Source organism: Streptomyces sp. NPDC111744 (assembly GCF_055634995.1).
On record NZ_JBVKCG010000002.1, the window covers coordinates 659,501 to 679,642 of the forward strand.

Consider the following 20,142-nt stretch of genomic DNA (forward strand, 5'->3'; position numbering starts at 1 on the left):
GAGCGCCGGCCAAGTGAAGCGCGCAGGTTCAATCAATGAGCCTTTTTAAGCACTGGCCACTGTCGGGCGAGTAGTGTCGAAAATTCTCCGGATATCGCCTTGCCGGGTTTATTAGGCGAACCATCTGAGATACTCTGTAGAATTATGATGGGTGCTAGCCGAGGCAGAGTCGTTTCCGCCGACGCCGGTCGTCATCGGGCAGTGGCGTCGCCATGATCTGGGAAATACTGGCCCTGGGTTTCGTACTCAGTCTCGATAATTTCCGAGTATCGATCGCGCTCGGCACGGTCCCATTCGGCTTGAAGCGCGCGGTGCAGGTCGCGCTGACCTTCGGGCTGTGGGACGCGGTTATGCCCCTGGTCGGGCTGCTGATCGGTCACCAGATCGGGGAGTCCGTCGGAGCCTTCGCCGATGTGGTCGGCGCGGCCGCGCTCGGCGGGTACGGTCTCTACCTCGTCATCTCGTCCCTCCGGAACCCCGAGCCGGACGAGTTGGACCACCCGTGGGCGTTGTTCGGCATCCCGTTGACGCTGAGCCTGGACAACTTGTTCGCCGGGGCGAGCCTGGGGGTTCTTGGGGTCTCGCCGTGGTTCTCGGCCGCCACCTTTGGCATCATGACGGCGGTGTTGTCGCTGGTCGGGTTGCAGCTCGGGCGCGCCGCGGCGCGCCTCATCCGGATCCGCTCGGACCTGCTGAGCGGGGTCACCTTGATCATCGCCGCTGCTGCGCTGCCGTTGTGGTTGGGCCAGTGACCCGCTCCACCGGCAGGCAGGGGAGCAGCGGAAAAGCGTCGTGCGAGTCAGCGTTGGCGGCCTCGACCCCCCGGGCGACCAGGTCGGGCGACAGGCGGCAGACCGGGCCGGTGCGGGCGGGGGATCAGCGGATGATCGTCGGCCCGTGAATCGGCGTTGGCGGCCTCGACCGCCCGGGCGATCAGGCCATGGTCGGGCGACAGGTAGCAGACCGGGTCGGTGCGGGCGGCGTCGCCGGTGAGCAGGAACGCCTGACAGCGGCACCCGCCGAAGTCCACCTCTCGCCGGGGGCAGCTCCGGCAGGGTTCCGGCATCCAGTCGGTCCCGCGGAACGCGGTCATCACAGGGGCCTCCGCCCAGATCCGCTCCAGCGGGTCCTCCCGTACGCTGGCCCGCGGCAACGGCAGGGACTGGGCGGCGGGGCAGGGCAGGACGTCGCCGTTCGGCGTCACGGTCAGCTGCCGGGAGGCCCAGCCGCCCATGCAGGGCTTCGGGTAGCGGCTGTAGTAGTCGGGGATGACGTAGATGACGTCCATGCGGTCCCGCAACCGCTCGCGGGCGGCCCGCACCACGACCTCGGCCGCCTCGAGCTGGGCCCGGCTCGGCAGCAGAGCGTCACGGTTGCGCCAGGCCCAGCCGTAGTACTGGGTGTTGGCCAGCTCCACCCGGTCGGCGCCCACCTCCTCGGCCAGCCCGAGCACGTCGGCGACGCGGTCGATGTTGTGCCGGTGCAGCACCACGTTCATGGTGAGCGGCCATCCCAGTTCCTTGACCAAGGCCATCGCCTCGATCTTGCGTTGGAAGGACGGCGTCCCGGCGATCCGGTCGGAAACCGTCGGCTCGTCGGCCTGGATGCTGATCTGCACGTGGTCCAGGCCGGCGGCCCGCAACTCCTCGGCCCTCGGACGCGAGAGCCCGAGGGCGCTGGTCACCAGGTTGGTGTAAAGACCCAGGTCGTGGGCGTCCGCCACGATCTCCACCAGGTCGCGCCGCAACAGCGGTTCCCCGCCCGACAGGTGGCACTGCAGAACCCCCAGGTCGCCGGCCTCGACCAGCACCCGCCGCCACTCGTCGGTGGTGAGCTCGTCCTGGTAGCCGGCCATGTTCAGCGGGTTGGAGCAGTACGGGCAGGCAAGCGGGCAGCGGTAGGTGAGCTCGGCGAGCAACCCGAACGGGCTATCCATCGGTGAGCTCCATCCAGCGCCGGGAGAGGAGCCGGGTCAAGAACTGTCGCACCTCGTCCTCGGGGACGGTTCGGTAGCGAGCGCCCAGCTCGGTCACGATCTCCGCCACGGTGTGCCGCCCGTCGCACAACTCGAGGATGGCCGCGCCGCTGCCGTTCAGAACCACCACCGTCTCGGGGTGCAGCAGAATCTGACGCTGCCTGGTCCGGCAGAAGGTCAGCCGGACATGGCGTGCCAACCGGGGCCGGTCCGAGCCGGCCACCCCGATGCCGGGTGGGGTCCTGGTACTGGTCCGGATCGTTCCGGTACAGGTCGGGTCCATGGTGGTCACTCCGGGTAGGCCTGGTCGATGGCGTCCATCAGGCTCCACAGGACATCGCACTTGAACGACAGCGCGTCGACGGCGCGCGCCTGGGACTCGGCGGAGAGGCAGTGCGCGGTGACCACCTCGAGGGCGTGCTCGCAGTCGCGGGGGGCCTGCTCCAGGCGGGCACGGAAGTAGGCAAGGCCCTCGGGGTCGATCCACGGGTACCACCGCTCGAACGCGGCCAGCCGCGCCGCCATCAGGTCGGGCGCGAACAGCTCGGTGAGCGAGGACGCCACCGCCTCCACCCACGGGCGGGTCACGGCGAAGTTGACGTAGGCGTCGACGGCGAACCGCACCCCGGGTACCAGGTGCCGGTGGTCCCGGACCTCCTCGCGGGTCAGGCCGACGGCCTCGCCGAGGCGCAGCCACGCCTCGATGCCGCCCTCGCCGACGGCGGTGCCGTCGTGGTCGACGATCCGTCGGATCCAGCGCCGGCGGACGTCGAGCTCGGGGCAGTTGGAGAGGATCGCGGCGTCCTTGCGGGGGATGTTCTCCTGGTAGTAGAACCGGTTGGCCACCCACCCTCGGATCTGCCGACGGCTCAGTCGGCCGGCGTTCATCCGGACGTGGAACGGGTGCTGGTCGTGGTACCGCCGCGAGTGAGCCCGCAACGTCTCGACGAAGCCGTCGGCGCCGGTTCTCGTGGTTGTCGTCGTCACGGCTCTACACCTGGACCTCGAGGCCGTCCATGGCCACTTCCATGCCGCTCTCCTCCAAGGCACGCCGCTCGGACGCGTCCTCCAGGAGGAACGGGGTGGTGTTGTTCATGTGCACGAAGATCGTCCGCCGCACGCCCAGCGACGGTAGCTGCGCCAAGCCGCCGTCCGGGGCGTCGTCGATCCAGCAGGTCCCGTCGATCAACAGGCATTCGCACTCCTCGATCTCCACGCGCAGCACCGGCGTCAGCGACCGCACCCCTGGCAGGAACGCCGAACGCCCGGCCGGTCCGCGAGGGCCCGGCGCCGGGGAGGCGCGGCCCTCTGTGGCCGTTCCGAGCCGTCGGGCGGCGCCGGACCAGGTCCGGCGCCGCCCCAGATCCGCTACTCCTCCAACCGATCGAGGTACATGGTCACCTCGGCCGCGACCGCGATCTCGTCGAACTCGGGCGTCTCCCACACAGCGAGCTGGGATTCCGTCTCGGGTGTCTCCCACACGGCGAGCTGAGATTCCATGGATTCACCTCCTCTCTGCCCGGATTGCGGCAGGCTCCGATCACGCGCTACGACGATTCCGGGAGGGCGAAGACGAGCAGCGCGCTTCCGTGCCCCGCGCCGAGCATGCCGGGGAGGAACCCCTCGGCCCAGCCGCCCCAACCGACCGGCACGGCGATGTACTGCCTGCCGTCGACCATGTAGGTGGTCGGGCTGCTGTGGTGGCCGCTTCCGCACTGGAACTGCCACAGCAGCTCCCCGGTGCGGGCGTCGAACGCGTTGAACTCCCCGGAGGCTTCACCGGCGAACACCAGGTCACCGCCGGTGGCCAGCACCGAGGCGCACATCGGGAGTTCGTTGCGCCAGCGCCACTTCTCCTCGCCGGTGGCGTCGAACGCGCTGATGGAGCCCGCCATGTCCTCGATGTCCACCTGAACGCCCGCGCCCCAGTACGGAATGCTCTCCTTGAACTCCCGGCGCCGCCGGGTGGCTGTGGCACCGGTGTCCTGAACCGGGACGTAGAAGAACCCGGTCTTCGGGCTGTAGGCCGCATGGGTCCATTCCTTGGCGCCGGCCGGACCCGGGTAGAAGTGGACCGGTTCTCCCTCCTTGTCCGGGTACACCTTGGCCGTCACCTGGCCGTCCCTCGTGATCGCTCCCCACGTGATCCGATCCACGAAGGGGGTGATCTGGACCCTCTCGCCGTTCGTGCGATCGAGGATGAAGAAGTAGCCGTTCTTGTCGAAGTGCCCGAGCAGTCTGCGCCCGTCCTGCTCGAACAGGATGCACTCGGCGATACTGTCGTAGTCCCACAGGTCGTGCGGCGTGCACTGGTAGTGCCAGCGGATCTGGCCGCTGTCCACGTCGACGGCGATGATGCTGTCGGTGAAGAGGTTGTCGCCCTCGCGGACACCTCCGTCGAAGTCGGGCGCCGGGTTGCCGGTGCCGACGTACAGCAGGTTCGTCTCCGGGTCGAAGGTGCCGGTGACCCAGCAGTTCGCCCCACCCCGGGCCCAGGCCTCACCGTCGGCGGGCCAGGTCTCCGAGCCGGGCTCGCCGGGCTTGGGCACCGTGTAGCAGCGCCATTGGTGCTCGCCGGTCTCGAGGTCGAACGCGTCGAGGTGGCCGCGTACGCCGAACTCGCCGCCGGAACTCCCGACGATGACCATGTTCTTCACTATCAGCGGGGCGAGCGTGGCGCTCTCCCCGGCCCGGACGTCTCCGTAGGTCTTGTCCCAGACCCGCTTGCCGGTGGTGGCGTCGAGTGCGAGCACACGGGCGTTCGCCGTGACGAAGAAGACCTTCCCCTGAGCCACGGCGACCCCACGGTTCACGTTCCCGCAGCACAAGGACACGTCGAAGGGGACCGCATGCTTGTACCGCCAGATCTCCACACCCGTCTTCGCGTCAAGGGCCCAGACCCAGCCGTCCCAGCCGGAGAGGAACATGACCCCGTCGACGACGATCGGGGCGGCCTCGAAGGAGTAGGTCGACGCGCCCGCGATCAGGCCGGTCGTGCCGGCCTGGAAGACCCACGCGGGGCCGATGCGCTTGACGTTCTCCGTGTTGATCTGATCCAGCGAGCTGTACCGCTGCCCGTTGTAGGCGCCGTAGTAGGTGAGCCAGTTCTGGGGTTCCTCGCGGGCATTGAGCAGGCGCTCGTAGTTGACGCCGGCCACTACCGGCGGCGCGACCTCCCCGCCCGCGACCTTGCCGCTCAGGGCTCCCTGATCGACAGCCTCACCCGCGTCGACGTAGTCGGCGTAGTCGACAGTCATTTCCTCCACCTCCCACTTCTTCCTACGGCCGCGGCTGTTCGGGACGGTCGAGGCGAGCCTCTGGCGGAGCGTCACCCAGGACGACGATGGCCCCGGTCAGCCCCCGTCCCTCGTCGTTGCCCGTGGGCGAGGCGTACCAGTAGTAGCCCGGCCCGTCGAGGTTGAGGTGCGCGTGTCCGTGCGAATGGTTCACCAACCAGATGAACTTCCGGTCGCCGTTGCTCGGCAGAAGCGCGCAGTGCGTGTTCTGGTCGTCATTGACGAGCTCCAGCTCGATATCGCCTCCATGGGGCATGACCAGAATGGAGGGATCCCAGGTCAGCTCATCCGGGTGGATGCGAATAGTGGCCTCCATGTGGCCATCGGGTTTCTCGGTGGCCTGCCCAATGCTTCCGGTTCCCAGCACCTGGCCCAGCGCTGCCTTGTTCTGTGCGGCCAACCCGATGCTGTCCAGCAGGTCGGCTCGCTCGTGCGCGGTCGTCATCGGGACTTCTCTCCCCTCATTCGAATCCCTGTGTCCACTTCGCATCGGCCGCACTGACAGCGGCACGACGCAGCCGGTTGCACACACCTCGAGATTTCCCTTTTGGCGTCACCCGATGCCCGGCTGTTATCGGAACTCAAGGAGCGCGCCACGCCGAATGAATAGCACCGGAAAGGATGCGAAATCAGTAGTCGAGAAACACGCTACGCCGGACGAATCACACCGACAAGGTGGGTCCTGGTTCGGGCCGGCACATGCCGTTCGTCCGCGACCATCTGCCGTTCGTACCCGATGTGCCACCGTTAAGAGCGGCCGGCCCGCACTGCGACGCGTCGATCAAGGGAGGTCGTACCGATCGAGGTTCATGACCTTGTTCCACGCGGCGACGAAGTCCCGCACGAACTTCTCGCGTGCGTCGTCGCTCGCGTAGACCTCCGCGACGGCACGCAGTTCGGAGTTCGAGCCGAAGACGAGGTCGACGCGGCTACCGGTCCACTTGACCTCGCCGGTGGCGCGGTCACGACCCTCGAAGGTTTCCGCGGTCGCGGATGTCGGCGTCCATTCCGTGCCCGTGTCGAGCAGATTCACGAAGAAGTCGTTGGTCAGCGCCCCGGGCGCAGAGGTGAAGACGCCCAGCGGCGACTGCCGGTGGTTGGCGCCCAGCACACGCAGGCCACCCACGAGGACGGTCATCTCGGGCGCGCTCAGGTTCAGCAGATTCGCGCGGTCGACCAGCAGGTGCTCCGACGGCAGCCGGTTGCCCTTGCCGTGGTAGTTGCGGAACCCGTCCGCGTTCGGCTGGAGCGGGGCGAAGGACTCCGCATCGGTCCACTCCTGTGTGGCGTCTGTGCGTCCCGGAGTGAAGGGGACCTGGACGTCGTAGCCGGCGGTCTCGGCGGCCTGCTCGACAGCGGCGGCTCCGCCGAGCACGATGAGGTCGGCCAGCGAGATCTTCTTGTCCCCGGTCTGGGAGCCGTTGAAGGACGCCTGGATCCCCTCCAGGGTGCGCAGCACTCGTGCCAGCGTCTCGGGGTCGTTGACCTCCCAGTCCCGCTGCGGCTCGAGGCGAATGCGCGCACCGTTCGCCCCGCCACGTCTGTCGCTGACGCGGAACGTCGAGGCCGACGCCCACGCGGTCGAGACGAGCTGGGAGACCGGCAGCCCGGAGGCGAGGATCTGGATCTTGAGCCTGGCGATGTCCGCCGCCCCGACGAGCTCGTGGTCCACAGCGGGGACCGGGTCCTGCCAGCGCAGCGTCTCCCTGGGGACCAGCGGTCCGAGATAGCGCTGGATCGGGCCCATGTCGAGGTGTGTCAGCTTGAACCAGGCCCGGGCGAACGCGTCCGCGAGCTGGTCCGGGTTCTCCAGGAAGCGCCGGGAGATCGGCTCGTAGACCCGGTCCATCCGCAGCGCGAGGTCCGTCGTCAGCATCGTCGGGGCGTGCGTCGTCGATGGGTCGTGGGCGTCCGGCACGGTGCCGGCCCCGCCGCCGTCTCTCGGGATCCACTGCCACAGGCCGGCGGGGCTCAGCTCCAGGTCCCACTCGTAGCCGAACAGGGTCTCGAAGAAGCTGTTGTCCCATCTCGTCGGGGTGGGTGTCCATGTGCCCGCGAGCCCGCTGGAGATGGTGTCCGCGCCCTTTCCGGTGCCGTAGCTGCTCTTCCAGCCCAGGCCCTGCTCCTCAAGGGGGGCGCCCTCGGGTTCGGGGCCGAGGTAGGCGTCCGGGTCGGCCGCGCCGTGGGACTTGCCGAACGTGTGACCGCCCGCGATCAACGCGACGGTCTCCTCGTCGTTCATCCCCATGCGCCGGAACGTCTCGCGGATGTCCCGGGCCGCGGTGAGCGGGTCCGGGACGGTGTTCGGTCCCTCCGGGTTGACGTAGATGAGGCCCATCTGGACGGCGGCCAGAGGGTTCTCCAGCTCCCGGACGCCGCCGTGGCGTTCGTCGCCGAGCCAGGCGCGCTCGGGGCCCCAGTAGATGTCCTCGTCGGGCTCCCAGACCTCCCCCCGGCCGCCGGCGAAGCCGAAGGTCGTGAGGCCCATGGTCTCCAGGGCGCGGTTGCCCGCGAAGACCATCAGGTCGGCCCACGAAATCTTGCGGCCGTACTTCTTCTTTACCGGCCAGAGCAGCCGGCGTGCCTTGTCGAGGTTGCGATTGTCCGGCCAGCTGTTCAGCGGCGCGAAACGCTGCATGCCGGCACCCGCGCCGCCGCGGCCGTCGCCGATGCGGTATGTCCCGGCGCAATGCCACACCATCCGGATCACGAGCGGCCCGTAGTGGCCGAAGTCGGCGGGCCACCACTCCTGCGACGTCGTCAGCGCCTCGTCCACGTCCCGCGCCAGGGCGTCGAGGTCGAGCGTCCGGAACTCCGCGGCGTAGTCGAAGTCCTCGCCCATGGGATCGGACATGGCGGGGTGTTTCCGGAGGATCGTCAGGTTGAGCTGTTTCGGCCACCAGTCGCGGTTGCTCGCACCCCCGACCGGGTGACTGGGATGCCCGGCCGAGACGGAGAGGCCGAGGCCGCCCGCGCTCCCCGGGGTCATCTCGCCGACCACGGCGTCCGGACTGTCAGACACGGGAACTTCCTTCCGGGAACAGAGGGCGTGCCGGGCTCATCAGATGTCCAGCGCGCGACGCACGGCCGACGCGTTCCGCCGGGAGACCGGCACCATCTGGTTCGTCCGGTCGTCCATGACCAGCATCAGCTCGCCCTTGACCCCGCGCTCGATCTCCCGGATGCGGCTGAGGTTGACCACATACCGGCGGTGCACTCGCAGGAAGCCGACATCCGCCAGCTCACTGTCGAGCTTGTCCAGGCTCAGAGAGGCGGATCGCAATCGCCCCTGATCGGTGGAGAGCCACACGTCGTTTCCCTGCGACTCGGCGAAGGAGACTTCCGGCAGCCGCAGCAGCACCATCCGGTTGCCGCGCGTCGCGACCAGTCGGCGTGGCTGCACGCAGGGGTGCGCGGGCCCCTCCGCCTGGAGCAACTGCGCTCCGTCGGAGGAACCGAACGAGACCAGGTCCCCGATCAGGTGTCCGGACGAGAAGACGGGTCGGACAGTGATCGATGTCGGCTCGTCGGCGAGATGGGCAAAGATCTGCGTCGAGCCGACCCACTCGGGATTGTGAGCCGCCTGGCTGGTGGCATACCGGACGGCTCCGATCAATTCCGGCAGCCCGGGGTTCCATCGCAGTGTGGGATCGACCGCCGGGGTGCATGCTGGGACGCCCAGGAGCACGCCGGCCATGTCGTCGGCGATCACCACCTTGCCCGCGGTGTCCACCGCGGCGAGCGCCGCCCTGGAGCGTGCCCTGGCCTGGGTGTAGGCAGCGACCAGCTCGGCGCCGCTGTCCCGGGCGCGCCTCTTCAGCGGGTGCTGGGTCATGGTGACCGCGTTCGCCAGCCAGCTTTCCGCGGATGCGGGAAGCTGGCTGCGCCAGCAGCAGATGTTCAGGACCGCGATCGGTTCCCTGGTCACCACGTCACGCACCGCCATGCCCGCGCCGACCCAGTCGTGGAACGCCTGGCACCAGTGCTCCGCGCCCCTGATCGGTACCGGGCCGTGCGCCTCGAGCGCCGTGCCCATGCCGTTCGTGCCGACCGCGCACTCGGACCAGCAGAACCGAGGCGCCAGATTCGAGTCGCCGGCTCTGGCGAGCGTGGCTTGATCACCCCACTCGGCCAGGATCCGGCCGGTGGCATCGGTGACGGTAACGACGCCGCCGAGGTTGCCCACTTCATGTGCCACGGAGGCGGCACGAAAACCCAGCTCAGCGAAGACGACATCATGCTCGGGCGTATGGTCGGGCTCCGCGACGGCTACGGGAGCCTCTGTGAGGTGAGGATCGACCCTGTACTGCTCCCGGCAGCGATGCCAGGAGATCGCCACCAGGGGTCGGACACCCGGGATGTGATCCTCGCCCTGCACGAACCGTTCCCACGCCGCGAGCACGGTGCCGCCGCCCGGGTTCGCCGAGATGGACTCAAACCGATGTACATCCCTCATGGTTCAGAACCGCCCTTGGTCCATCCCCAACGCTCGACGGCGTGCGCGCGGTCCGCGCCGGTCGCCGCTCGTCGCGGCGGGGCCTACCGCGGACTGGCCATTGCGTCGCGCGTCCTGCTGCTTTGTCACTCACTCCATACTGGGTCACAGACCTGCACTCCCCACCCTAGGTACCGTAGCCGAGCTGCGCACGTCCCTCTTCGGGCCGCGTGTGCGATCGGTACCTGGAGCAGCGCCTGTAGCCAGCCGGCCAGCAAGTCTTCTGCCGATGCCAGGTTGCGCCAAGCCGGCATGCCCGTGGACTGCCCAGGACGCGCGATCAGGTTCTGCGGAACTCAGTGCCCACACCGCGCGGGCGCGAAGAGCCGACTGGCCCGGCTCAGGGTGCTTGCCCGGCGACTCTCCGGGTACGGCGTTTGCATAAGTGGTACGTGCAATGACAGCGGGTTTCTGAAAGCGATGCCTCCGTGACTGGTCTCGATGGCTTCCCGGACGACCGATCAGGCGGACCGCGTGACGGTCCCGTCTCCCTCGCCTCGGCGCTGGCCGACGCCGTGGACTGTCTGACCCAACTGTGGTCGGACGCCGCGCAGAGTGCGAGCCTGCGCCTGTCCCCGCACCAACTGCGTGCGCTGCGAATACTGGAGGAGGAGCCGGGTCTCAACCTCACCGCCTTGGCGGTGGGCATGGAGATCGGCCTGCCCACCGCCAGCCGGCTGTGCGACCGGCTGGAAGCAGCCGGTCTGCTGGAGCGCGTGCTGCATCCGAGCAGACGGCGTGAGGTGCGTCTGCTCCTGACCAGGCAAGGCCACCGGACAGTGGACGAGGTGGCCGAGCGTAGAGCGCGCGCGCTGGCCGTCGTGCTCGGGGCCATGGAGCCGACTGACCGGGAGGCTCTCGGGCAAGGGCTCCAGGGGTTTCTGGCCGCCCAGGACCGCGGAGAGCCCGGGCGGCGTGACAGTGGTCCATGAGGTCTGCGCTGACGTTGTCCTGGCGCTACCGCGACCGGGCGGACCGAGGGCCCGGCCGCCCGGCCGAGGGCCGGGCGGCCCCGCTCGCACCACCACGCCCTCCGCCGCCGGCTTGTCCCACGTGGCGTACGCCCGGCAGGGAAACGGACGGAAACCCGCGTACCGGGTCACGAGGGTAGGGGGCGCCCGCGCCAGTCCAGACAGACGGCCAGGGCGTCGTCCTCGGGCATGACGGCTTCACCCCGGTGGCCTGCCAGTTCGCGCAGGATGGCGCGGGGTACCTCGGCGGCGGGCAACAGCCGGCTGGAGTGGATGGCCCGGGCGAGCGCCCGATCCCCGTAGGCCTCGCCCCTCGGGGAGTGCACCGCGTGCACGCCGTCGCTGACGAAGACGAGCCGGTCTCCGGGCTCGACCTCGAACTCCTGCGCCACGTAGTCCGTCTCCTCGAACATGCCCAGGGGCAGTTGCGCCTCGAAGGGGACACGTTCGACCGTGCCGCCGCGCAGCCGCAGGAGCTGCGGGGAGCCCGCGTCCACGACACTCACCCGCCCGGTGTCCAGGTCGAAGTCGAACATGAGGACGGACAGATAGCGATGGCCTCGGTAGTGGGCGTAGACGGCCTGGTCGGCCAGGGCGGCCTGGTCGGCGATGGGGATTCCGGCGCGCCGGGCATTGCGCAGGGCGTTGATGGCGAGGCTGGTCAGCAGAGCCGCCTCTATGCCCTCGCCCATGCCGTTGGTGACGTACAGCATCAGACGGTCGGCGGTGGCGGACCAGTCGAAGTTGTCACCGAAGACGGCGTAGGCGGGCTCCAGCTGGCCACCCAGGTCGAACTCGGGCCGGGTGCAGGAGCGACCGGGCAGCAACTGCCACTGAATCTCGGCCGCCAGGGTGAGCCGGTCCTTGCGCCGGGCCTGGAGATACAGGTCCGTGTCGCGGTCGGCCACGAGCACCTCGTGCGCCAGCACAGCGGCGATCTCGGCCAGTTCGGACACACACCCGCGTGCCGCGTCGCCGCCGGGCAGCGTCACGGACAGCACGCCCAGCCGGTCGCCGCGCACGCTGACCGGCAGGTGGACGCGCATCCGCCGGTCCTGGCCCGCTTCGCAGTAGGGCTCCTGCGAACCGAAGGCCCGGCCGGCCGGGCTGCCATGCACCGGCACCGGCTCCATGTTGTGTGGCTTCACCGACACCGGCTGCAGTGCTGTCAGGCCGTAGTCCGCCATGAAGAGCTCGACGGCCTCCGCGCCGTACAACTCGGTCAGCACGACGCGGACGGCGTCGAGCAACTCGTGGGGAGCGGCTGTGCGCAGAGCACGCTGCGCCGACTGGAGTCTGTTCACGATGAGGAATGCACCATTCTTTCTCCCGGCAAGGTGCGGGCCCGGCTGAGAAGGCAGGGTTCCGCTGTGAGCCGCGTCGGTCGTTCCGAGGGGGTCCGCGTGGGCGGAGGCTGCTAGTAGGCTGAAAGACGCCCCAGTGCCTGCGAGAGTGTGATCGTGACTGCCTTCCGCCGCCGCCCAGAGCCCGATGAGGTCGCACATGTGACCACCAAGGCCGCTGAGCTGCTGGAAGTTGTGTGGGGCCGCGCCTCGACCGCGCCTACCTCTGCCTCCCAGTTGCGGGTGCTGCACATCCTTGAGCACCACGACGGCATCAATCTGCGCACTCTCGCCGCATCCCTCGCCTCCACTCCTCCGTCCACGAGCCGACTGTGCGACCGGCTACAGGCCGCGGGATTCATCGAGCGCGTGGTGGGCGCGGAGGATCGACGCGAGGTACGCCTGCATCTCAGCGGCCGGGGCCGCTCCTTCCTGGCCGATCTGCGTGCCCGCCGGGAGGGTGAGCTGCAGAAGGTGTTGGCGGACATGCCCGCCGCCAAGCGTGTTGCCCTACTGGAGGGGCTTGAGGCTTTCTGCGTCGCCGCGGCGGCGACGCAGATAGCCGAAGACGTCCCTGACTCCGACAGCCGGACCGCCTGACCAACCCTTCACGGCACCGGTGCCACCACCGCTCCGTGACGGTGATGACCGGTGCCAGGCGCGAGCCCTGTCCACCGGAACATTCCAGGTCCTTCCCCGTGTACGTCCGACTCGGCTACTCTGTTGCCTCATGGCTATTATTGTCAAACGGCAACAGTTCTCGAGGCCGTTTCCTGCCTCGTCCGACTACCCCGGTATTGACGTGATCCGCCCTAATTGTGCGATATATCTCGTGAATCCGGGGGCTTCGAAACGAAGGGCTCTCGCTGCCTCACCCGCCGGAAGCCCGTGACACGAGGATGGCGCGAATGCCCGCGGCTCCCGAACTGAGAGCGCATGTCGACCGCGGCGCGCAGACCTTTGCGATCACCGTGCGTGGCGAAGTCGACTACGCCGACGTCCAGGGCTTCGAACAGGCCTGGGAGGCGGCCGACAGTGCGGCGATGCCCGTGACAGCGGTTGACCTGACGCAGGTCACCTTTGCCGACAGCATGCTCCTCAACGCCCTCATCGAGGCGCGTCTCCGCCATCGGGCCACCGGACGCGAACTGGTGCTGATCGGCCCTCTGCGTCCGGCCGTCAGCCGACTCCTGACGCTCACCGGCGCCATCGAACTGTTCACCATCAGGTGACGGTCAGCGGGCCACGCGGTGGTGCCGTCCCCCGTGTCGCAGTCGGAAACCGGCGTAGACGAGGTCCGCGAGCAGCACTACCCCACCGATGATCAGCAAGTACAACAGTCCGTGTGCGGTGAATCCGATGATGCCCAGGACGAGGGCCACGAGGATCAGCAGCAGAAACAGGGTCATGGGCTCTCCTATCGGATGTCGGCTTCGAGGCGTCAGCGGCGGGCGAGGCGGCGCTCGCCACCGGCGCCCGGGGTGTAGTCGATTTCGTAGTGCGCGAAGACCGCAGGCTCCTCCGCGGCCGGCAGCTCGCCGTCCGTGTCGATCGCGGGGGCCTTCTTGACCGTGTCCTTGTCGTAGGCGACCTTCAAGTAGCCCGGGCCGACGGTCGCCTTCGCGAGCGGAACGAACACCAGGCGCCGACGGGTGGGCAGGCCGACCGTCACGGTGGCGTAGAAGGGCTGGTCGGTCGCGGTGTCGACGTAGACCGACTCCAGGACGCCGACCTTGTGCCCGGAGGCGTCGACCACATCGTGACCGCGCCACTCTCGGATGTCACCTGCTTCGAACATCAGATACCTCCGTAGGAACGGGTACCCCTGATCGCACGGTTGACGCCGCCGACCGACCGGGCCGCGTGGCGGCGATGAAACAGACCATCCGTGCGAGCGCGCCTTCGGGCCACCACCGGACGGGCGCAGGGCGTCAGCACGGCGCCACGCGGATGCCCACGAGGCAGGTGTCGTCGTCGGTGTCGGATCTGCTGTGGGTCAGCAGGCGGTCCAGCTGCTGCTCCAGGGTCGACGGAACCGTACGGGCGGTCGTCAGCATCTGCGCCAGGGACTCTTCCACGGACCGGTCACGGCGTTCGATCAGGCCGTCCGTGTACATCAGCAGTGTGTCGTCGACGGCGAGTTGCACCTCGTGCTCCTGGTACACGGCCTCCGGCACGGCGCCCAGCAGCAGCCCCTTGACCAGGGGCAGCGGCTCCGCCTCACCGCCCCGGACCAGCACGGGCGGCAGATGACCGGCCCGCGCCCAGCGCAGGGTGTGGCGGTCGGGGTCGTAGAGACCGCACACCGCGGTGGCGGTGACGGCACCGGTCAGATGGTGGGTCACCATGTTCAGCCAGGACAGCAACTGACCCGGTCCGGCGCCGGTCACGGCGAGTCCGCGCAGCGCGTTGCGCAGGACGACCATGCTGGTGGCCGCCTCGATGCCGTGTCCGGCGACATCGCCCACGCACACCAGCACCAGCCGGGACGGCAGCACGACCGCGTCGTACCAGTCGCCGCCGACCAGATGCTGGGTCTCCGCGGGCCGGTAGCGCACGGCCAGGTCAAGGCCGGGGACCTCCAGCGGGGCCCGCGTGGGCGGCATGATGGCGTGCTGGAGCTGGAGGGTGAGACGGTTGCGTTCGCTGGCCTGCTGCTCGGTGTGGGCGAGCTGGTCGCGGGTCGCGGCGAGAGCGACCTCGGTCCAGTGGTGTGCGGAGATGTCCTGGTAGGCGCCGCGAACGACGTACAGCTGCCCGCCGGAGTCGAGGACCGGTTCGGCCACCACCCGGATATGGCGGGTGACCCCGTCGGGGCGCTGGAGGCGGAAGGCCGTGGACGCGGGCCGGCGGTGGTGCAGCAGGGTGCGCAGGAAGCGGCCGATGGTGACGGCGTCGTCGGAATGGGCATGGGCGGGCAGGTCCTCCAGCGGCACCGGGGCGCCGGAGACGGGCTTGCCGTAGAGGTCGTACAGCTGGCCGTTCCAGGTGATCTCGCCGGTGAGGAGGTTCTCCTCGAAGCCGCCGATACGGCCCAGGCGCTGCGCGTGCTGGAGCAGGCTGGCCAGGCGGGCCGTCTCGTCCTCGATGCGCCAGATCAGCAGGACGCAGCCGCCGTGCCGGCTGATGTTGATGTCGGCGACCGCCGCCAGGGGGACGTCGTCGACCAGGGCGGTGAGCCGCATCCGGTGGGCGCGGTAGGGCTCGCCGGTGGCGTAGACGCGCTCGATCCGCTCGAAGAGCTCGCTGTGGCCGGCGGCCATCGGGTAGGTCTCCAGCAGCAGGGCGCCGTTGATGACGGCCCGAGGCCTGCCGCCGGGGTCCAGGAAGCGGCCGTTGACGTGGTGGATGCGGAAGTCGACGAGATCGCCGTCGGCGTTCAGGTGCGGCATGAGCACCAGGGCGGGGTCGTGGAGTCCGTCGGCCAGGTCCATCAGCTCGGTGACACCGGGCATGACGGGCCGGCCGGTGTCGCCGTCACCCCGGTCCAGGGCTCCGGTGTCCAGGGTGTACGCGCACAGCTCGGCCAGAGCCTCGACCTGCCGGACGATCGGCGCGGGAGGCGTGTCCAGCGGCGCGGGCCAGACGATCTCCAGTACGCCGTGGATGCGCCCGCCGGTGCCGGCCGCCGCGGCGACCCGGCCGCCCTCGGGATGGTGGTGCTGACCGATGGAGGGCAGCCCGCTCTCGGCCAGGCTGCGGATCCAGTGCCCCGAGCGCTCGGCGAGGCCGCGGCGGGCCACCGTCGCCACCCTGGGCGGCACATGCCGCCAGCGCCCGGCCTCGGCGGAGGAGAATCCGGCGTGGCCTGCCAGGGTGAGCGAGCCGTCGGCGCCCAGTGCCCAGATGGCGACCGCCTCCGCACCCAGGGGGGCCAGCGCGTGCTCCAGCAGGGATTCGGCCACGGCCTGGGTGTCAGGGGCGGCCAGCGCACCGCTCTCGGCGGCCCGCAGCCGTACGGCGGAGGAGTGGCTGTCCGCCGAGTCGGCGGCCTCCGTATGGGCCGCGGTGGCCGCGAAGAAGGCGGCGGTCACCTCCGACAGCCGGTCCCGTGCGGCCTGGTTGATGACGTCGACCGCGAACTCGAGCGGTGTCACCCCCGCCTGCTCGGCCAGCTCGGCCAGCTGCCGGGCCGCCTGCGCCGGGCCGCAGCCCAGCCGTTCGACCAGGATGCCCTTGGCCAGCTCGATCAGGGCACGCCCGTCGGCCTCGGCATGCGCCGCCCGCACTTCGCGGCGCAGCCGCTCCACGGTCGCCGCCAGCCTGCCGAGGGGGGACGACCGGACGGGCTCGTCCGGTTCACCGATGGCGGCTTCCCGTGTGCTGTCGACGGCATCGGGCGGTTCGGGAGGTTCGGGCGATGGACGGAGATCACTCACGGTGGGCCTGTTTCTCGGCTGGGACGCCCCGGGGCGTTATGCGGCCGGCGGGTGGACGCCGCGGCTGTGGCGCGTTGTCACACGGCCAGCCAGCGACGGACGCGGGCGATGAGGTCGTTCGTGTCGACGGGCTTGGTGATGTAGTCGTTGGCTCCCGAGGCGAGGCTCTTCTCCTGATCGCCCGGCATGGCCTTCGCGGTGACGGCGATGATGGGCAGCTCCGCGTACTGGGGCATGGCGCGGATCTCCGCGGTGGCGGAGTAGCCGTCCATCTCCGGCATCATCACGTCCATCAGCACCAGGCAGATGTCAGGGTGGGCGAGCAGCATCTCGATGCCCTTGCGGCCGTTGTCGGCGTGCAGGACCTGGAAGCCGTGCAGTTCCAGCACTCCGCTGAGGGCGAAGAGGTTGCGTGCGTCGTCGTCGACCACCAGGACCGTCCGGCCGAGGAAGGAGTCGTCCACCACCTGCGCGGCCGGGCGGTGCGGCTCCTCGGCGCGCACCAGCGACAGCACGTCACCGGGCTGTTCGGCGGACAGGTGCAGGGTGATGCGCTCGCGCAGCTCGTCCAGACTGGACAGGAAGTCCAGCGGCCGGCCGCCCGCGAGGGCACGCAGCGCCTGCTCCTGCGCCAGATCCACCCGATGCCCGGTGTGCACCAGGACGGGCACGCTGGCCAGCGCGGAGTCGCCCCGCATGGCCTCCAGGAAGTCCGCGCCCTCCTTGCCGGGCATGCCCAGTTCCAGGACGACGCAGTGGCACGGTTCGGCCGCGAGCGTACTCGCCGCCTCCTGCGCCCCGACGGCGGTGATGAGGTCGATCGCCCCGTGCGGATCGTCGGGGTCGTGCGCGATGTCCGCCACGGCCCGCTCGGCGACCAGGCTGAGCAGACCGCGCGGGCGCTCCTCGATCACCAGGAGACGGCGCCTGCGGTGCTCGGGGACGGGCACGGAACCGGAGAGCAGACGGGGCGCCGGTGCCGCCTCCGAGGTGGCGAGGTCGCTGGGCTGCTCCACCGGCCGGCCGCCGGTTTCCAGCAGTTCCTCGAAGTCGGCGCGCGCGACGGGCAGATACAGCGTGAACGTACTGCCCTGGCCGGGGGTGCTGTCGACGGTGACGGCGCCGCCCAGCAGATGGGCGATCTCCCGGGTGATGGACAGGCCGAGACCGGTGCCGCCGTACTTGCGGCTGGTGGTCCCGTCGGCCTGCTGGAACGCGCCGAAGATCGTCTCCAACTGCTGGTGCGGGATACCGATGCCGGTGTCGACGACCCGGAAGGCCACCACGGCACCACCGCGGAGGACGCCCGGCGGCACCTCCCGGTCGGCGGCCGGTTCGATCCGCAGCTGTACGCCGCCCTGCTCGGTGAACTTCACCGCGTTGGACAACAGGTTGCGCAGGATCTGCCGCAGCCGGGAGTCGTCGGTGAGCAGGTCGGCGGGCGTGCCGGGCGCGGTGGCCACCGTGAACTCGAGACTCTTCTGGGTCGTCATCGGCCGGAAGGTCGCCTCGACGTACTCCAGGAGCTTGCGCAGCGGGACCCGCTCGGGAGCCACGTCCATCTTGCCGGCCTCCACCTTGGACAGGTCGAGGATGTCGTTGATCAGCTGCAGCAGGTCCGAGCCCGCCGAGTGGATGATGCCCGCGTACTCGACCTGCTTGGGGGTGAGGTTGCGCGACGGGTTCTGCGCCAGCAGCTGGGCCAGGATCAGCAGGCTGTTGAGGGGGGTGCGCAGCTCGTGGCTCATGTTGGCCAGGAACTCCGACTTGTACTTGGATGCCAGTGCCAGCTGCTGCGCCCGGGTCTCCAGCTCCTGACGCGCCTGCTCGATCTGCAGGTTCTTCGCCTCGATGTCGCGGTTCTGCGAGGCCAGCAGGGAAGCCTTCTCCTCCAGTTCGGCGTTGGAGCGCTGCAGCTCGTCCTGCTGTACCTGCAACTCCTCCGACCTGGCCTGCAGTTCGGAGGTCAGCCGCTGGGACTCCTCCAGCAGCTCGTCGGTGCGGGCGTTGGCCACGATGGTGTTGAGGTTGACGCCGATGGTCGGCATCAGCTGTGCGAGGAAGTCCTGGTGGATCTGGGTGAAGCGGGTCAGCGAGGCCAGTTCGATGACGCCGAGGACCTGCTCCTCGACCACGATGGGCAGCACGACCAGGGCGCGGGGCACGGCCTGCCCGAGTCCGGAGGAGATGCTGACGTAGCCTTCCGGCAGTTCCTCGACGGTGATGACACGCCGGTTGCGTGCGGCCTGCCCGACCAGGGAACGCCCGACCGGAATACGGGTGGGCCGCTCCGCGTCGTCCGGATAGCCGTACGAGCCGACCAGGCGCAGTTCATGGCCGCGCTCGGTGTCCTCCGCCAGGTAGAAGGCGCTGTACTGGGCCGACACCAGTGGAGTGAGCTCGTCCATGATCAGCTCGGCGACCACGGGCAGGTCGCGGTGGCCCTGCATCAGGCTGGAGATGCGGGCGAGGTTGGTCTTGAGCCAGTCCTGTTCCTGGTTGGCCCGGGTGGTCTCGCGCAGGGACTCCACCATGGAGTTGATGTTGTCCTTGAGTTCGGCGACCTCGCCCGACGCCACCACGGTGATGGAGCGGGTGAGATCGCCCTCGGCGACGGCGCTTGTGACCTCGGCGATCGCCCGCACCTGCCGGGTGAGGTTTCCGGCCAGCTCGTTGACGTTCTCCGTCAGCCGCTTCCAGGTGCCCTCGACACCCTCAACCTCTGCCTGACCGCCGAGCCGTCCCTCGCTGCCTACCTCGCGGGCGACGCGGGTGACCTCGGCGGCGAACGAGGACAGCTGGTCGACCATCGTGTTGATGGTGGTCTTCAGCTCCAGGATCTCGCCCCGGGCGTCGACGTCGATCTTCTTCGAGAGGTCGCCGTTGGCCACCGCGGTCGTCACCAGGGCGATGTTGCGCACCTGCCCGGTGAGGTTGTTTGCCATGGAGTTGACGTTGTCCGTCAGGTCCTTCCAGGTCCCCGCCACGTTCGGCACATGGGCCTGGCCGCCCAGACGGCCCTCGGTGCCCACCTCGCGCGCCACCCGGGTGACCTCGTCGGCGAACGCCGACAGCGTGTCGACCATGGTGTTGATGACGTCCGCCAGGGCGGCGACCTCGCCCTTGGCCTCCACGGTGATCTTCTGCGAGAGATCACCGCGCGCGACAGCCGTGGCGACCTGGGCGATCGACCGGACCTGCCCGGTCAGATTGGACGCCATCACGTTGACGTTGTCCGTGAGGTCCTTCCAGGTCCCCGACACGCCCCGCACGATCGCCTGGCCGCCGAGGTTGCCCTCGGTGCCGACCTCACGGGCGACGCGGGTGACCTCGTCGGCGAAGGCGGAGAGCTGGTCGACCATCGTGTTGATGGTGTTCTTCAGTTCCAGGATCTCGCCCCGGGCGTCCACGGTGATCTTCTGGGAGAGATCGCCCTGCGCCACCGCGGTGGCCACCTGGGCGACATTGCGGACCTGCGCGGTGAGGTTGCCCCCCATGAAGTTCACGGAGTCGGTCAGGTCGCGCCAGGTGCCCTTGACTCCCTTGACGTCCGCCTGTCCGCCGAGCCGGCCTTCGGTGCCGACCTCGCGGGCGACGCGGGTGACCTCGTCGGCGAAGGCGGAGAGCTGGTCGACCATCGTGTTGATGGTGTTCTTCAGTTCCAGGATCTCGCCCCGGGCGTC

At 69.3% G+C, this 20,142-nt stretch carries 18 protein-coding genes; 4 read left to right on the forward strand and 14 right to left on the reverse strand.

Going from position 1 to position 20,142, the window contains the following annotated elements; genetic code table 11:
• Positions 1 to 212: 212 nt before the first annotated feature.
• Positions 213 to 752 carry a manganese efflux pump MntP gene (locus ACZ7OO_RS07095; protein WP_471502264.1) on the forward strand — a complete coding sequence of 180 codons (540 nt, stop codon included), beginning with the start codon at positions 213 to 215 and terminating at the stop codon, positions 750 to 752.
• Positions 753 to 799: 47 nt separating this feature from the next.
• Here ACZ7OO_RS07095 and pqqE read toward each other — a convergent pair whose 3' ends face one another.
• The 9 genes from pqqE to ACZ7OO_RS07140 form a co-directional block, all read right to left on the reverse strand.
• Positions 800 to 1,936, reverse strand: coding sequence for a pyrroloquinoline quinone biosynthesis protein PqqE (gene pqqE, locus ACZ7OO_RS07100; RefSeq protein WP_471502266.1), 1,137 nt, complete (start codon positions 1,934 to 1,936; stop codon positions 800 to 802).
• The gene (gene pqqD / locus ACZ7OO_RS07105) at positions 1,929 to 2,258 is read right to left on the reverse strand and encodes a pyrroloquinoline quinone biosynthesis peptide chaperone PqqD (RefSeq protein WP_471502268.1); all 330 of its coding nucleotides are present in this window, start codon (positions 2,256 to 2,258) and stop codon (positions 1,929 to 1,931) included. The genes pqqE and pqqD overlap by 8 nt, the downstream gene beginning before the upstream one ends.
• 5 nt (positions 2,259 to 2,263) lie before the next feature.
• Positions 2,264 to 2,962 (reverse strand): pyrroloquinoline-quinone synthase PqqC, encoded by a 699-nt coding sequence (pqqC, locus tag ACZ7OO_RS07110; protein WP_471502270.1) that lies wholly within the window; start codon positions 2,960 to 2,962, stop codon positions 2,264 to 2,266.
• 4 nt (positions 2,963 to 2,966) lie between these two features.
• Complete coding sequence (locus ACZ7OO_RS07115) at positions 2,967 to 3,218, reverse strand: hypothetical protein (RefSeq protein ID WP_471502272.1); 252 nt, start codon at positions 3,216 to 3,218, stop codon at positions 2,967 to 2,969.
• Between the two features lie 125 nt (positions 3,219 to 3,343).
• A complete protein-coding gene (gene pqqA, locus ACZ7OO_RS07120; RefSeq protein ID WP_358922189.1) occupies positions 3,344 to 3,475 on the reverse strand; it encodes a pyrroloquinoline quinone precursor peptide PqqA in 132 nt (43 codons plus the stop codon).
• A 47-nt stretch (positions 3,476 to 3,522) separates the two neighbouring features.
• Positions 3,523 to 5,232, reverse strand: a complete 1,710-nt coding sequence (locus tag ACZ7OO_RS07125) for a PQQ-dependent dehydrogenase, methanol/ethanol family (protein WP_471502274.1) — start codon at positions 5,230 to 5,232, stop codon at positions 3,523 to 3,525.
• A 22-nt stretch (positions 5,233 to 5,254) separates the two neighbouring features.
• Positions 5,255 to 5,716, reverse strand: coding sequence for an MSMEG_3727 family PQQ-associated protein (locus ACZ7OO_RS07130; protein WP_471502276.1), 462 nt, complete (start codon positions 5,714 to 5,716; stop codon positions 5,255 to 5,257).
• A 336-nt stretch (positions 5,717 to 6,052) separates the two neighbouring features.
• Positions 6,053 to 8,260, reverse strand: a complete 2,208-nt coding sequence (gene katG / locus ACZ7OO_RS07135; protein WP_471502378.1) for a catalase/peroxidase HPI — start codon at positions 8,258 to 8,260, stop codon at positions 6,053 to 6,055.
• 72 nt (positions 8,261 to 8,332) lie between these two features.
• Positions 8,333 to 9,727: a LytTR family transcriptional regulator DNA-binding domain-containing protein gene (locus ACZ7OO_RS07140; protein ID WP_471502278.1), complete on the reverse strand. Its 1,395-nt coding sequence runs from the start codon at positions 9,725 to 9,727 to the stop codon at positions 8,333 to 8,335.
• A 467-nt stretch (positions 9,728 to 10,194) separates the two neighbouring features.
• Between ACZ7OO_RS07140 and ACZ7OO_RS07145 the strand changes: the two genes are divergently transcribed.
• The gene (locus ACZ7OO_RS07145) at positions 10,195 to 10,698 is read left to right on the forward strand and encodes a MarR family winged helix-turn-helix transcriptional regulator (RefSeq protein ID WP_471502280.1); all 504 of its coding nucleotides are present in this window, start codon (positions 10,195 to 10,197) and stop codon (positions 10,696 to 10,698) included.
• Positions 10,699 to 10,865: 167 nt separating this feature from the next.
• Here ACZ7OO_RS07145 and ACZ7OO_RS07150 read toward each other — a convergent pair whose 3' ends face one another.
• Positions 10,866 to 12,041, reverse strand: a complete 1,176-nt coding sequence (locus ACZ7OO_RS07150; protein ID WP_471502282.1) for a PP2C family protein-serine/threonine phosphatase — start codon at positions 12,039 to 12,041, stop codon at positions 10,866 to 10,868.
• Positions 12,042 to 12,242: 201 nt separating this feature from the next.
• Here ACZ7OO_RS07150 and ACZ7OO_RS07155 point away from each other — a divergent pair, with 201 nt between their 5' ends.
• Together ACZ7OO_RS07155 and ACZ7OO_RS07160 are read left to right on the forward strand one after the other, a co-directional pair.
• On the forward strand, positions 12,243 to 12,680 hold the full coding sequence (locus ACZ7OO_RS07155) for a MarR family transcriptional regulator (protein ID WP_471502284.1): 438 nt from the start codon (positions 12,243 to 12,245) through the stop codon (positions 12,678 to 12,680).
• A gap of 308 nt (positions 12,681 to 12,988) precedes the next feature.
• Positions 12,989 to 13,312, forward strand: a complete 324-nt coding sequence (locus ACZ7OO_RS07160; RefSeq protein WP_471502286.1) for an STAS domain-containing protein — start codon at positions 12,989 to 12,991, stop codon at positions 13,310 to 13,312.
• 3 nt (positions 13,313 to 13,315) lie between these two features.
• Here ACZ7OO_RS07160 and ACZ7OO_RS07165 read toward each other — a convergent pair whose 3' ends face one another.
• The 4 genes from ACZ7OO_RS07165 to ACZ7OO_RS07180 all read right to left on the reverse strand — a co-directional run.
• A complete protein-coding gene (locus tag ACZ7OO_RS07165) occupies positions 13,316 to 13,489 on the reverse strand; it encodes a hypothetical protein (protein ID WP_471502288.1) in 174 nt (57 codons plus the stop codon).
• 32 nt (positions 13,490 to 13,521) lie between these two features.
• Positions 13,522 to 13,878 carry a PRC-barrel domain-containing protein gene (locus ACZ7OO_RS07170; RefSeq protein ID WP_471502290.1) on the reverse strand — a complete coding sequence of 119 codons (357 nt, stop codon included), beginning with the start codon at positions 13,876 to 13,878 and terminating at the stop codon, positions 13,522 to 13,524.
• Between the two features lie 133 nt (positions 13,879 to 14,011).
• Positions 14,012 to 16,387 carry a SpoIIE family protein phosphatase gene (locus ACZ7OO_RS07175; protein WP_471502380.1) on the reverse strand — a complete coding sequence of 792 codons (2,376 nt, stop codon included), beginning with the start codon at positions 16,385 to 16,387 and terminating at the stop codon, positions 14,012 to 14,014.
• A 149-nt stretch (positions 16,388 to 16,536) separates the two neighbouring features.
• On the reverse strand, positions 16,537 to 20,142 hold a 3,606-nt coding region (locus tag ACZ7OO_RS07180; protein ID WP_471502292.1), incomplete at its 5' end, for a HAMP domain-containing protein.

What these genes read in the sequence shown, in the direction of transcription:
- ACZ7OO_RS07095 (WP_471502264.1), top strand. Translation starts at nt 213, where the DNA reads ATGATCTGGGAAATACTGGCCCTGGGTTTCGTACTCAGTCTCGATAAT.
- pqqE (WP_471502266.1), bottom strand. Translation starts at nt 1,936, where the DNA reads ATGGATAGCCCGTTCGGGTTGCTCGCCGAGCTCACCTACCGCTGCCCG.
- pqqD (WP_471502268.1), bottom strand. Translation starts at nt 2,258, where the DNA reads ATGGACCCGACCTGTACCGGAACGATCCGGACCAGTACCAGGACCCCA.
- pqqA (WP_358922189.1), bottom strand. Translation starts at nt 3,475, where the DNA reads ATGGAATCTCAGCTCGCCGTGTGGGAGACACCCGAGACGGAATCCCAG.
- ACZ7OO_RS07125 (WP_471502274.1), bottom strand. Translation starts at nt 5,232, where the DNA reads ATGACTGTCGACTACGCCGACTACGTCGACGCGGGTGAGGCTGTCGAT.
- ACZ7OO_RS07130 (WP_471502276.1), bottom strand. Translation starts at nt 5,716, where the DNA reads ATGACGACCGCGCACGAGCGAGCCGACCTGCTGGACAGCATCGGGTTG.
- katG (WP_471502378.1), bottom strand. Translation starts at nt 8,260, where the DNA reads ATGACCCCGGGGAGCGCGGGCGGCCTCGGCCTCTCCGTCTCGGCCGGG.
- ACZ7OO_RS07140 (WP_471502278.1), bottom strand. Translation starts at nt 9,727, where the DNA reads ATGAGGGATGTACATCGGTTTGAGTCCATCTCGGCGAACCCGGGCGGC.
- ACZ7OO_RS07160 (WP_471502286.1), top strand. Translation starts at nt 12,989, where the DNA reads ATGCCCGCGGCTCCCGAACTGAGAGCGCATGTCGACCGCGGCGCGCAG.
- ACZ7OO_RS07165 (WP_471502288.1), bottom strand. Translation starts at nt 13,489, where the DNA reads ATGACCCTGTTTCTGCTGCTGATCCTCGTGGCCCTCGTCCTGGGCATC.
- ACZ7OO_RS07170 (WP_471502290.1), bottom strand. Translation starts at nt 13,878, where the DNA reads ATGTTCGAAGCAGGTGACATCCGAGAGTGGCGCGGTCACGATGTGGTC.